10 protein-coding genes and 1 pseudogene are annotated in these 12,441 nt (G+C 67.9%); 8 read left to right on the top strand and 3 right to left on the bottom strand.

Features of this window, described 5'->3' with window-relative positions:
• The first annotated feature begins 6 nt into the window (after positions 1-6).
• From BLQ39_RS03130 to BLQ39_RS03115, 4 genes are all read left to right on the top strand, one after another.
• Complete coding sequence (locus BLQ39_RS03130) at positions 7-1,740, top strand: ABC transporter ATP-binding protein (protein ID WP_092321640.1); 1,734 nt, start codon at positions 7-9, stop codon at positions 1,738-1,740.
• The gene (locus BLQ39_RS03125) at positions 1,737-3,701 is read left to right on the top strand and encodes an ABC transporter ATP-binding protein (RefSeq protein WP_092321638.1); all 1,965 of its coding nucleotides are present in this window, start codon (positions 1,737-1,739) and stop codon (positions 3,699-3,701) included. Before BLQ39_RS03130 ends, BLQ39_RS03125 begins: the two co-directional genes overlap by 4 nt.
• Before the next feature lie 94 nt (positions 3,702-3,795).
• Complete coding sequence (locus BLQ39_RS03120; RefSeq protein WP_092321637.1) at positions 3,796-5,004, top strand: DUF4192 domain-containing protein; 1,209 nt, start codon at positions 3,796-3,798, stop codon at positions 5,002-5,004.
• Between the two features lie 49 nt (positions 5,005-5,053).
• Entirely contained in the window at positions 5,054-5,455 is a 402-nt protein-coding gene (locus BLQ39_RS03115) for a VOC family protein (RefSeq protein WP_092321635.1), read from the top strand.
• A gap of 102 nt (positions 5,456-5,557) precedes the next feature.
• Here the strand turns inward: BLQ39_RS03115 and BLQ39_RS03110 are convergent, their stop codons facing one another.
• Positions 5,558-6,460: a HEAT repeat domain-containing protein gene (locus tag BLQ39_RS03110; RefSeq protein ID WP_092321634.1), complete on the bottom strand. Its 903-nt coding sequence runs from the start codon at positions 6,458-6,460 to the stop codon at positions 5,558-5,560.
• A gap of 148 nt (positions 6,461-6,608) precedes the next feature.
• Between BLQ39_RS03110 and BLQ39_RS03105 the strand changes: the two are divergent.
• Positions 6,609-6,767, top strand: a pseudogene (locus BLQ39_RS03105) (sigma factor-like helix-turn-helix DNA-binding protein); the annotation flags it as partial.
• 58 nt (positions 6,768-6,825) lie between these two features.
• Here the strand turns inward: BLQ39_RS03105 and BLQ39_RS03100 are convergent.
• A complete protein-coding gene (locus BLQ39_RS03100; protein WP_092321728.1) occupies positions 6,826-8,283 on the bottom strand; it encodes an aspartate aminotransferase family protein in 1,458 nt (485 codons plus the stop codon).
• 9 nt (positions 8,284-8,292) lie between these two features.
• Complete coding sequence (locus BLQ39_RS03095; RefSeq protein ID WP_092321726.1) at positions 8,293-8,775, bottom strand: Lrp/AsnC family transcriptional regulator; 483 nt, start codon at positions 8,773-8,775, stop codon at positions 8,293-8,295.
• 175 nt (positions 8,776-8,950) lie between these two features.
• Here BLQ39_RS03095 and BLQ39_RS03090 point away from each other — a divergent pair, with 175 nt between their 5' ends.
• The 3 genes from BLQ39_RS03090 to BLQ39_RS03080 are packed head-to-tail and all read left to right on the top strand — an operon-like array spanning position 8,951 to position 12,342.
• Positions 8,951-10,387, top strand: a complete 1,437-nt coding sequence (locus BLQ39_RS03090; protein ID WP_092321631.1) for a gamma-aminobutyraldehyde dehydrogenase — start codon at positions 8,951-8,953, stop codon at positions 10,385-10,387.
• A gap of 22 nt (positions 10,388-10,409) precedes the next feature.
• Complete coding sequence (locus BLQ39_RS03085; RefSeq protein WP_092321629.1) at positions 10,410-11,471, top strand: FHA domain-containing protein; 1,062 nt, start codon at positions 10,410-10,412, stop codon at positions 11,469-11,471.
• 43 nt (positions 11,472-11,514) lie between these two features.
• On the top strand, positions 11,515-12,342 hold the full coding sequence (locus BLQ39_RS03080; RefSeq protein ID WP_092321628.1) for a PP2C family protein-serine/threonine phosphatase: 828 nt from the start codon (positions 11,515-11,517) through the stop codon (positions 12,340-12,342).
• The last annotated feature ends 99 nt before the right edge of the window (positions 12,343-12,441 follow it).

The following is a 12,441-nucleotide window of genomic DNA, read 5'->3' as shown; positions in this document are numbered from 1 at the left end:
GAACCCGTGCTCTGGAAGCTTCTCGTGCGCTACCTGCGCCCGCACCGGCGCCTGCTTGTGCTCGTCGTCGTGTTCCAGCTCGCGCAGTCGATCGCGTCGCTGTACCTGCCGACACTGAACGCCGACATCATCGACGAAGGGGTCGCCAAGGGCGACACCGCGTACATCCTCAGCACCGGCGCGCTCATGCTGCTCATAACGCTGGTGCAGATCGCCTGCGCCATCACCGCGGTGTACTTCGGCGCCAAGGCGGCGATGGCGCTCGGCCGCGACCTGCGCGGAGCCGTCTTCAGCCGCGTCGGCGAGTTCTCCGAACAGGAGGTCACCCGGTTCGGCGCAGCCTCCCTGATCACCCGTTCGACGAACGACGTGCAGCAGGTGCAGATGCTCGTGCTGATGACCAGCACGCTGATGATCACGGCGCCCATCCTCAGCATCGGCGGCATCATCATGGCCGTCCGGCAGGATGTGCAGCTGTCCTGGCTCATCGCCGTGGCCGTCCCCGTGCTGCTCGTCGCCGTCGGCCTGATCGTCTCGCGCATGGTGCCCCTCTTCCGGCTGATGCAAACCCGGATCGACGCCGTCAACCGCGTGCTTCGCGAACAGCTCACCGGCATCCGCGTGGTGCGGGCGTTCGTGCGCGAAGACGTCGAGAGCCGGCGCTTCGCCTCGGCCAACGCCGATGTCACCGACACGGCCCTGCGCGCCGGACGCCTGATGGCGCTCATGTTCCCCGTCGTCATGCTCGTGCTCAATGCCTCCAGCGTTGCCGTGATCTGGTTCGGTTCGTTCCGGATCGAGGATGGTTCGATGCAGGTGGGCACGCTGATCGCCTTCCTCAGCTACCTCATGCAGATCCTGATGGCCGTCATGATGGCCACGTTCATGGCCGTGATGATCCCGCGAGCCACCGTCTCGGCCGACCGTATCGGCGAGGTGCTCGAGACCGAGTCCAGCGTGCGCCCGCCGGAGCATCCCGTCAACGAGACCATCGGCCACGGCGAACTGGAACTGCGCGGCGTCGGGTTCGCCTACCCGGGAGCAGAGGAGCCCGTGCTCAGCGACATCAGCTTCGTCGCCCACTCCGGGCAGACCACGGCCATCATCGGCAGCACCGGCTCAGGCAAGACCACCCTGGTGAACCTGATGCCGCGGCTGTTCGACGCCACCAGCGGATCCGTGCTCGTCGACGGCGTCGACGTCAAGGAGCTGAACCCTGACCTGCTCTGGGGTCACATCGGGCTGGTGCCGCAGAAGCCGTACCTGTTCTCCGGCACCGTGCGCAGCAACCTGCTCTACGGCAAGCCGGATGCCACGGAGGATGAACTCTGGCTGGCCCTCACCACGGCCCAGGCCCGGGACTTCGTCGCCGAAATGGACGGCGGCCTCGACGCCCCCATCTCGCAGGGCGGCACGAACGTTTCCGGCGGGCAGCGACAGCGGCTGGCGATCGCCCGGGCGCTCGTCAAACGGCCCGAGCTCTACATCTTCGATGACTCCTTCTCGTCGCTGGACACGGCGACGGATGCCCGCCTCAGGCTGGCCCTCAAGAGCAACACCGACGGAGCGACCATGGTCATCATCGCGCAGCGGGTGTCGAGCATCGTCGAGGCCGACCAGATCCTTGTGCTCGACGACGGGCGGATCGTCGCGCAGGGCACGCACGAGGAGCTGCTTGAAACCTCGGAGACGTACCAGGAGATCGTCTCGTCCCAGTTGGCCGCGGAGGAAGTGGCATGAGCACGACCGAGAGCGCCAGGGCCACCCCGGCCCGTCCGCCGATGGGCCGCGGCGGTCCCTTCGGGGGCATGAACGTCCCCGCCGAGAAGGCGATGGACTTCTGGCCGTCCGCGCGGCGCCTGCTCGGCACGCTGCGTCCGGACCGGCTGTGGCTGGCCCTCGTCCTCTTCCTGGCCGTCGCGAGCGTCACCTTTTCGGTGATCGGACCGCGACTGCTCGGCGAAGGCACCAACCTGATCTTCGCCGGCTTCATCTCGAAGGGCCTGCCGGCCGGGGCGACCCAGTCGGCCCTGGTCTCGCAGCTGCGTGCGGCGGGCGAGGACGCGAAGGCCGACATGCTCAGCGCCATGACGCTGACGCCCGGGGTCGGGATCGACTTCGTGGCGCTGTCCACGCTGCTGCTCTGGGCGATGGCCCTGTACGTGCTCTCCTCGGTGTTCGCCTGGGTGCAGGCCTACGTGCTGAACGGGGTCGTGCAGCGCACGGTGTACCGCCTGCGCGAGGAGATCGAGGCGAAAGTCAACCGGCTCCCGCTGCGCTACTTCGACCGCATTCAGCGCGGCGAGCTGCTCAGCCGGGTCACCAACGACGTCGACAACATCTCCCAGAGCCTGCAGCAGTCGATCAGCCAGGCGGTCACCTCGCTGCTCACGGTCATCGGCGTGATCGTGATGATGTTCATCCTGTCGCCGGTGCTCGCCCTGCTCGCCCTGGTCACCGTTCCGCTGACGCTCGTGACCACGGTGCTCATCGCCAGGCGGTCACAGAAGCTGTTCGCCCAGCAGTGGAAGAACACCGGCGAGCTCAACGGCCAGATCGAGGAGACCTTCACCGGCCACGCGCTGGTCAAGGTGTTCGGCCGCCAGCGCGAGGTGGAGCAGCGCTTCGGTGCCAAGAACGAGGAGCTGTACGAGGCCAGCTTCGGCGCCCAGTTCGTCAGCGGCCTGATCATGCCGGCGATGACGTTCATCGGCAACCTCGTCTACGTCGGGATCGCGGTCGTCGGGGGACTCCAGGTCGCCTCAGGAGCGATGCAGCTCGGCGACGTGCAGGCCTTCATCCAGTACTCCCGGCAGTTCACCCAGCCGCTCGCCCAGCTCGGGTCGATGGCCAACCTGCTGCAGTCCGGAGTGGCATCCGCCGAGCGCGTGTTCGAGCTCCTCGACGCCGAGGAGCAGAGTCCGGACCCGGAGCCGGCGAAGGTCCCCGACGCCACCCGCGGCCGGCTGGTCTTCGAGCAGGTGTCCTTCCGCTACCTGCCGGACAAGCCGCTCATCGACGACCTCGGCCTCGTCGCCGAACCCGGGCAGACGATCGCCATCGTCGGACCGACCGGGGCGGGCAAGACCACCCTGGTCAACCTGATGATGCGGTTCTACGAACTCGACGCCGGCCGCATCACGCTCGACGGCGTCGACATCGCCGCGATGACCCGCCACGAGCTGCGCTCGCGCATGGGCATGGTGCTGCAGGACACCTGGCTGTTCGGGGGAACCGTGCGCGAGAACATCGCCTACGGCCGGCCGGACGCCACGGACGAGGAGATCCGCGAAGCGGCCAGGGCGACCTATGTCGACCGGTTCGTGCACTCGCTTCCGGAAGGCTACGACACCGTGCTCGACGACGAGGGCGGCAATGTGAGCGCGGGGGAGAAGCAGCTGCTCACGATCGCCAGGGCCTTCCTCGCCCGGCCGAGCGTGCTCATCCTCGACGAGGCGACGAGCTCGGTGGACACCCGCACGGAGGTGCTCGTGCAGAAGGCGATGAGCGCACTCCGCGCCGACCGCACGAGCTTCGTCATCGCGCACCGGCTGTCGACCATCCGGGATGCCGACCTCATCCTCGTGATGGAGGCCGGTCGCATCGTCGAGCAGGGCAGCCACACCGCACTCCTCGCCGCGGACGGCGCCTACCGCGCCCTCTACAACGCCCAGTTCGCGGCCCCGGTCGCCGAGGTCTAGCGCCGGCGCTCCCCACAGGTCCGAGGCCGGGGGAGTTATCCCCAGGTCGGGACGCTGCGGTGCGGCGGCGACGCCTGCGGGGCAGGGTTGCCGCATGCCAACCAACATCGTCAAGACCGGGCGGGCGCAGGACTTCCTGGCGCTCGTGCCCCAACTGGCCGGCTTCCTGCCGGAGAACAGCATCGTCCTCGTCGCCTTCCGCGGCACCCGCACCTGCGGCGCCCTGCGCTTCAACCTGCCGGACCCGACCCTGGCGCCGAAGCTGTACAAGCGCATCGCGACGTCGCTGGTCGGCGCGCTGTGCAAAATCCCGGGCGTCGACGCGGTCGTGCCCGTCAGCTACACCGACGCCCGATTCGGCGGACTCTCCGGGATCCCGCACGAGCGTTTCGTGGACACCCTGGTCAAACGGGCGGAGCTGGCCGGCTTCCTGGTGCGCGACGCCCTCTGCGTGGCGGCAGACGGGTGGGGGTCGTACCTCGACCCCGACTGCCCGGCCGGAGGGCGCCCGCTCAGCGACATCGCCGGCTCGCCGGCCACCCAAGCCATCCCGGAGGAGGCCCGCCGCGACCTCGCCACGCTGAGCAGCCTCGCCGACCTCCCGGTGGTCGACGCGGCCATGAAGGTACGCCTCTCCCGGGATTTCGCCCGGTTCCAGCGCCTGGGCGGCGAGGCCGGCACCCAGCCGGAACTGGTCGCCATGATCGGCGACGTCCTGGACCCGGTCGACACCGCTGAGGCCGCCCTCGACTGGGACGTGCTCGCCCTCGAGGCGGAGGATGCGGCCATCCTGCTGTACCTCGTGCAGGGCCCCGCGAACCGCGACCAGATGATGCTGCAATTCGCCTTCGGCCGGCAGGTCGGCGTGCGGACGTTCGAGCTGAATGCACGCTACGCGGCCATCCAGCGGATCACCGGACGCAGCATGGACGACATCATCCGGGCGGAGCAGGAATCCGGCGTCCGCGGCGACCCAAGGGGCACCGGCGACCTCATGCTCGGTCTCAGTACCGAGCGGCCGGACCCCGATCGGGTCGAGCGCGCGATCCGCATGCTCAAGACCATCGTCGCGCTGGCGCCGCGGCGCGCACGCCCGGCCCCGCTGTGCATGCTGGCCTGGCTGTCCTGGGCACTGGGGCGCGGATCCGTCGCAGGCATCTTCGTCGACCAGGCGCTGGCCCTCGACCCCGAGTACAGCATGGCCCGGCTGCTGTACACCCTGTTCAGTACGGGCCGCCTGCCCGAGTGGGCCTACGCGGTCACTCCGGGCGAAGCGGCGGAAGAGGCGGAGGCGGCGGGCTAGCCCCGCGGCCCCCGCGATCGGTGTTAGGTCGCATCTGTAGGCTGTGCACATGACGGCGCCGCAGATCTATGTCACTTTCCCCGGCACAGCGCGCGAAGCGCTCGGCTTCTACGCGGACGTATTCAGTGGAGAGCTCTCCCTGCACACCTACGAGGACTTCGGTCGCAGCGACGGCCCGCCACATGCCATAGCTCACGGAGTGCTCGACGGCGTCGTTGCTTTGGCGGGAGCCGATGCAGCAGCAGGCGAGAAGAGTGTCCGGCTTGAAGGCGTCATGCTCTCGTTGCTGGGGACCGCCGAACCGGACGTCCTCCATGAGTGGTTCGACAAACTCGCAGTTGGCGGCCAGGTCGTCGACGACCTTGCCCCAAAGCCCTGGGGCGCTTCGGATGGCCAGGTCATCGACCGTCATGGACTCCACTGGCTCGTCGGCTACGAACGTGGGCGATGAGTGACACGTAGCTGCTCGCCCAGCCGGCAAGCGAGCGCCGGCATGTGCTCCGAGCGGTCGACGGGCTGGCGGAGAATGCGATGCATCGCGCAACCTTCCAGGCTAGAGGTCTCCCCACCCCCGCGGGGCCGTGCCGCCACCGATCCGGGGGAGCGGATACCGCAGCGTGTAGCCATGTTCGACGCCCCAGTCCGTGGCTGCTGCCTCGAGGCTGGGGCGCCCACAGTTGAGATAAAACTCGGCCAGTGGCAGGTCGCCAAACGTCTGCAGCGCCCGGATGAGGTCCGGCTCGGTGCTGGACTGGCCTAGTCCGATGATCCCGTACGCGATGCCCACCGTCGATTGCGACTGAAGCCGCGGCAGGAGACTCTCGACGTGGCTGCGGAAGATTTTGGCGAGGGCCTCGGCGGCACGACGCCGGACGAACTCGGGTTCGATCGTTTCTCTCGTGGAGCTCCGGTAGTTGGCCAACCTTTCGACGAGGTATGTCTCGGCGCGCGAGTCCCCGACTTCGCCGAGCACAACAACTGCGAGTTCGGCTTGGGGTTCGGCGCCGACGCCGGCCAGGGCCAGGAGCGGATCTACTGCCGCGTTCCCGATCGCGATGGGTGCATCGTCGGCGGACTGGAAGTCGAGACAGACGTCCGTCACGTCGTAGGTGTCGTCATCTCTCAGTTTCCGGTCAAATCCTTCGCACTCGTCTGCCATTGCATCGAGGAGCGGCTCGACGGCCCGGGGATCGCCGATCTGTCCAAGCGCCGAGGCCATGCAGTCTTCTGCGGGACCGGACAGGGCGTCGATGAGGACGTCCACTGCGGCCTCCGCCTTGCGCAGGCCCAGGGCGGAGGCGGCATCGCAAGCGGGGCCCTTGCCGCGGACCTCGTCATACTCCCCGCCCTGCACGGTGGAGATGAGCTCTTCCGTGTTCATGTCGACATAGCGCGGGCTGAGGCACCCACTCAACGCGACCGCGACGAACGTCACCGCAAGCGCCGTGATGAACATGCGTCCAACCGTTCGCCTGTCGGCAGATACGATCACATCACCTCCGGGTCGCTGTCACGATATCCGCGGGAGGGCGGTTTGAGAAGGGACGAACGACCGCCAGTGAGCCGGATGCTCGCCGGCCCACCTCGCCCCCGCCCTTGCCGCACTTTCCCCGCGCGATCAGGAGCTGGTCACCCTCGTTGTCTGGGAGGGCCTGACCATCGCTCAGGCGGCGACGGTGCTCGGCATTCGAGCGGATGCCGCCCGCGCACGGTACTCCCGAGCGCGCCGCACCCTCCGCTCACACTTGGGCACCTGGGCCTGAACGCATGTATCGAGGGCAATCCGGGGCGGGCGCTCGGCGCCGGATCGATGGACCCGTTCTAGAGGTGCTGAGGCGCCTCGGAGAGCACGCCGTGCAGGATTTCGCCGATTTCGCGGAACTCGGCCGGGCCGATGGTCAGCGGCGGAGCGAGCTGAATGACGGGGTCGCCCCGGTCGTCGGCGCGGCAGTACAGCCCGGCCTCGAACAGCGCCTTGGACAGGTAGCCGCGCAAGAGACGCTCGGACTCGTCGTCGTTGAACGTCTCCTTGGTGCCCTTGTCCTTGACCAGCTCGATGCCGAAGAAGTAACCCTCGCCGCGAACGTCGCCGACGATCGGCAGGTCCAGCAGCTGCTCCAGCTCCGCGCGGAAGATCGGCGAGTTCTCGCGCACGTTCTCGTTGAGCTTCTCCTCCTCGAAGATGTCGAGGTTGGCCAGCGCCACGGCGGAGGACACCGGGTGCCCGCCGAAGGTGTAGCCGTGGTAGAACGCCGTGTCGCCGTGCTTGAACGGTTCGTAGATCCGCTCGCTCACGATCGTCGCGCCGATCGGCGAGTAGCCGCTCGTCATGCCCTTGGCGCAGGTGATCATGTCCGGCTCGATACCGAAGGTCGTCGAGGCGAACATGTTGCCGATGCGACCGAACGCGGTGATGACCTCGTCGGCCACGAGCAGCACGTCGTACTGGTCGCAGATTTCGCGAACCCGCTTGAAGTATCCGGGAGGGGCGGTGAAGCAGCCGCCCGAGTTCTGCACGGGTTCCAGGAACACGGCGGCGACCGTCTCCGGGCCCTCGAACTGGATCATCTCTTCGATCCGGTTGGCCGCCCACAGGCCGAAGGCCTCGAGGTCATGGCCGAGGCCGGAACCCATCTCGTCCGCCCGGTAGAAGTTGGTGTTCGGCACACGGAATCCGCCCGGGGTGACCGGCTCGAACATTTCCTTCATGGCCGGGATGCCGGTGATGGCCAGCGCGCCCTGCGGGGTGCCGTGGTAGGCGACGGCCCGCGAGATGACCTTGTGCTTGGTGGGGCGGCCCTGCAGCTTCCAGTAGTACTTGGCCAGCTTGAAGGCCGTCTCGACGGCTTCACCGCCGCCGGTGGAGAAGAAGACCCGGTTCAGGTCGCCCGGCGCGTAGGCGGCCAGGCGGTCGGCGAGCTCGATCGCCGACGGGTGCGCGTAGGACCAGATCGGGAAGAACGCCAGTTCCTCGGCCTGCTTGGCGGCGACCTCGGCGAGGCGCTTGCGGCCGTGGCCGGCATTGACGACGAACAGCCCGCTCAGGCCGTCGATGTATTTCTTGCCGGTGGAGTCCCAGATGTGGTGGCCCTGGCCCTTGGTGATGATCGGCACACCGGCGCCGGACTCCATCACTGACTGGCGCGAGAAGTGCATCCAGAGGTGGTCTTTCGCCTTCTGCTGCATCGACGCGTTGTCGGCGTCGCTGTACTCGCCCGGCGCCAGTGCCGAAGCGGGGATGTGAGAGTGGTGGTGGGCCGGAACGGCCTGTTCTGACATGGTCATTTTTTATCGCGTTCCCCAGTTGTACAACTGTTTGTGGAGTTTGAGGTAGACAAAGGTTTCGGTTGAGGTGACGCCCTTGAGATTTCGGATCTGCGAATTGAGCAGATTTATCAGCTCCTCGTCGTCTTCGCAGACGACCTCGACCAGGATGTCGAACGATCCAGCCGTGAGGACGACGTAGTCCACGGATGGGATGGCGGCCAGGGTGTCGGCGAGTTCCCTCGCGTCGCCGGTGGCCCTGATGCCGATCATGGCCTGGCGGTAGAAGCCGAGCTGCATCGGGTCGGTCACGGCGACGACCTGCATGACGCCGGCATCCGTTAGTTTCTGAACCCGCTGGCGCACCGCGGCTTCGCTCAGGCCCACGGCCTTGCCGATCTCGGCATAGGAGCGGCGTCCGTCGACCTGCAGCTGCTCGATGATCTTCTTGGAGACATCGTCCAGTTGCGCCGGCTTCCCGCCCACTCCGCGTCCATTTGGGTTCATGACATCGATTGTGTCAGTGAAACGGCCCCTCGGCAAGCGAATCCGCAGCTTGGCGACCAATATGCTGCGGAATCCAAGTATTTCGCCTGCCGCGCGCTCCGCTCCGCCGGATAAGCTGGAGCCGATGGAGCGGCCCGGCCGCCCCGCCGGCCATCACCCAGGGAGTCCAGGAGCCATGAGCGTTCGCGAACTACGCAATTTCGTCAACGGTGAGTACGTTGACTCGAGGTCCGAGGCGCGCCTGGATCTGATCGATCCCGCGACGGAGGCCGTCTACGCGACCAGCCCCGTGTCCAATGCGGCCGACGTCGACGACGCCTACACGGCGGCGTCCAGCGCGTTCGAGCAGTGGGGGGAGTCGACTCCGGCGGAGCGCCAGCTCGCCCTCTTCCGCATCGCCGACGCGATGGAGGCCAGGGCCGACGAGTTCGCCGACGCGGAGTCGCGTGACACCGGCAAACCGCGCGCCTCCCTCGTCCAGGACGAGATCCTGCTCTCCGTCGACCAGATCCGCTTCTTCGCCGGCGCCGCACGGAACCTCGAGGGCCGCTCGGCCGGCGAGTACATGAAGGACCACACGTCCTTCATCCGGCGGGAGCCGATCGGCGTCGTCGGGCAGGTCACGCCCTGGAACTATCCGCTCAATATGGCCGTGTGGAAATTCGCCCCGGCGCTCGCCGCCGGCAACACGAGCGTGCTCAAGCCCTCCGACACCACGCCCAGCGCGACGCTGCTGCTCGCCGAGGTCGCCGCGGAGTTCCTCCCGAAGGGGGTGCTCAACGTCATCACCGGCGACCGCGGCACGGGCGCGGCGATGATCGACCACAAGACGCCGCAACTGGTCTCGATCACGGGATCCGTCCGCGCCGGCATGGAGGTGGCGAAGGCCGCCGCGAACGACCTCAAGCGAGTCCACCTCGAGCTCGGCGGAAAGGCCCCCGTGATCGTGTTCGACGACGCCGATATTCCGCTGGCCGTCGCCGGCATCGTCGCCGCCGGGTTCTTCAACGCCGGACAGGACTGCACGGCGGCGACGCGCCTGCTCGTGCAGGAGGGAATCCACGACGAGTTCGTCTCCGCACTCAGCGCCTACGCCAGGGAGAACGCGACCACCGGGGCGCCGGGCGATGAGAGCATCCTCTTCGGCCCGGTGAACAATGCCAACCAGCTCGCCCAGGTTTCCGGATTCATCGACCGGCTGCCCGACCACGCCCGGATCGAACTGGGCGGCCACCGTCAGGGAGCCACGGGCTACTTCCACGAGGCGACCATCGTCAGCGGCCTTCGCCAAACGGATGAAGCCGTGCAGAACGAGATCTTCGGCCCCGTCATCACGGTGCAGAAGTTCGCCGACGAGGCGCAGGCCATGCGGTGGGCGAACGACGTGCACTACGGACTGGCGTCGTCCGTCTGGACCAGGGACCACGGCCGCGCGATGCGATTCGCCAAGGGACTCGACTTCGGTGTCGTCTGGATCAACACCCACATCCCGATCGTGGCCGAAATGCCGCACGGCGGATTCAAGCACTCCGGCTACGGTAAGGACCTGTCGATGTATGGCTTCGAGGACTACACGCGCATCAAGCACGTGATGTCCTACATCGGCGCCTAGTCACCGGACGGGACGGAGAACGATGGCACGGGTCGGGTACGGGCTGACGCCCGGGGGCAGCGGGGAGTGGACGTTCGTCGCGGGGCGGGCCTTCCTCGCCGCAGTCCCCGCCGGCACACATCCCGGAATTGTGGCGAAACTGACCGGACTGGTCTCGGAGCCACGAATCACCATCGAGGCCCTCGTCTCCCTCCTGCCGCTGGCCGGTGAAGACGCCGTCGCGAACCTCGTCGTGGTCGTGCCGGGTGACCCGACCGATAGCGACGGAATCCCGGTGTCCGCAGTCGTGCGGGGCCGGATCGCGGTCGACGTATTCTCGGTGGGCGGCTCTCGACGGTTCACCGACCGGGACATCCGCCCCTGGCTCCTCGCCGACTTCCGATCCGTGATCGGCCTGGTGATCGGTTCCCCGCTGGCCGACGTGGTGCCTGCGAGCCGGCTGGATTCCGGCCGGACGGTCGAACTGGGGGCAATCGCGGCCGACACGCTGTTCTGGTCGCTGGCGGCACTCGCACGCGAGGACGATGACACGATCATCCGCGGGCCGGCACCGCTCCCGGTTCACGCCCCGGCACCGCTCCCGGTTCCCGTTCCGGCACCGCTTTCGTTGGCGGACGCGGACACCGTTGTCCGGCCGCCACAGGCCGCACAGGACACCGTCATCGCCCGGCGCCGGGAACGGCGTGAACGGCGGCCGGCTGCCGAGGCCGCCCCGCTCGCCCGCGGGACCCACTACGGTTTCCGGCTCCCGGACGGCGAGGAGCGCCGACTGGATGCCGTCTACTTCCTCGGCCGCCGACCGCGGTCGCCGCGCATCACCGGCGGCCCCCTGCCCCGGCTGGTCACGGTCACCTCGCCCACGTCCGCCGTCTCCGCGACGCACCTCGAAATCCGGCAGGAGGGCGACACCGTCGTGGTGACCGACCTCAACTCCACCAACGGGACATTGGTGAATCCGCCGCGCGGAAAGATCGGAAGAAGCCAGCGGCTGGCCCCGGGACAGTCCCTGGCGGTCGCCCCGGGTACGACGGTCGACATCGGGGACGGTAATATCGTCGAAGTCCTCCCCGCGAGCGAGCGTTAGCCGTTCTCCACCACCATCAGACCGAATTCGGAAGGCACCACGCGTGACCCAGATAGGTCAAGGCTCGCCCCGGCACACGGTTTCCCTGCCCACCAGCCACACAAGCGTGACCCTGGCGTGGGCGGCAGTCACCGACACCGGGCACCGCCGCGAGGTCAACGAGGACAGCCTCCTCTCCCAAGCGCCCATTTTCGCGGTCGCCGACGGCATGGGAGGTCACTCCGCGGGTGACGTTGCCAGCGCGGCCGTCGTGACCAGGCTCGCCGAGCTCGCCGGCGCGACCGACCCCGACGCCGAATCCATCGCGCGTCTGCTCAGTCTTGCCGTCGAGGACATGGCCTCGGGCGCCGGTGTGACCGACAACGGCACCGGCACGACGGTGACCGGAGCGGCCCTGGCGGTCGTCGCCGGAGAGCCGCAGTGGATCATCTTCAACATCGGCGATTCGCGCGTCTACCAGCTCGGCAGCGGCGTCCTCGAGCAGGTGACAACCGACCACTCGGTCGTGCAGGAGCTCGTCGACGCGGGGAAGATCACCCGTGAAGAGGCCGACGTGCACCCCCACGGCAACGTCATCACCCGCGCGGTCGGCTTCCATGAGCCGCCCATCCCCGACTACCGGATCGTTCCGGCGAGGCCGGGAATGCGCCTGCTGGTCTGCTCCGACGGGCTCACCAAAGAGCTCACGGCCTACGGCATCCGTCACTACCTCATGTCCAATCCCAACCCGGATGACGCGGCCGGTGCGCTGCTCGGCGCCGCCCTCGAGAACGGCGGTCGTGACAACGTCACCGTGATCGTTCTCGATGTCATCGAGGTGCTCGATCTGCCGGCCGACCAGGCGGAGGACCGTCCCCCGACTTGGGGGTAACCCAGTCCGGTTAAGGCCGCCGCCGCGCCCCAATGGGCCGGTTGGGGCTGCCTACAATTGGGGAACGCCCGCCGCACGCCGGGGTCACGAGTAGGCGGG

It is taken from the genome of Cryobacterium psychrotolerans (assembly GCF_900101115.1).
GTDB lineage: Bacteria > Actinomycetota > Actinomycetes > Actinomycetales > Microbacteriaceae > Cryobacterium > Cryobacterium psychrotolerans.
This window is presented reverse-complemented; position numbering and strand designations above follow the sequence as displayed.

Coding starts and splice junctions, on each gene's coding strand:
- BLQ39_RS03095 (WP_092321726.1), bottom strand. CDS start 8,775: ATGAACCCAAATGGACGCGGAGTGGGCGGGAAGCCGGCGCAACTGGAC.
- BLQ39_RS03090 (WP_092321631.1), top strand. CDS start 8,951: ATGAGCGTTCGCGAACTACGCAATTTCGTCAACGGTGAGTACGTTGAC.
- BLQ39_RS03100 (WP_092321728.1), bottom strand. CDS start 8,283: ATGTCAGAACAGGCCGTTCCGGCCCACCACCACTCTCACATCCCCGCT.
- BLQ39_RS03085 (WP_092321629.1), top strand. CDS start 10,410: ATGGCACGGGTCGGGTACGGGCTGACGCCCGGGGGCAGCGGGGAGTGG.
- BLQ39_RS03125 (WP_092321638.1), top strand. CDS start 1,737: ATGAGCACGACCGAGAGCGCCAGGGCCACCCCGGCCCGTCCGCCGATG.
- BLQ39_RS03120 (WP_092321637.1), top strand. CDS start 3,796: ATGCCAACCAACATCGTCAAGACCGGGCGGGCGCAGGACTTCCTGGCG.
- BLQ39_RS03115 (WP_092321635.1), top strand. CDS start 5,054: ATGACGGCGCCGCAGATCTATGTCACTTTCCCCGGCACAGCGCGCGAA.
- BLQ39_RS03110 (WP_092321634.1), bottom strand. CDS start 6,460: ATGTTCATCACGGCGCTTGCGGTGACGTTCGTCGCGGTCGCGTTGAGT.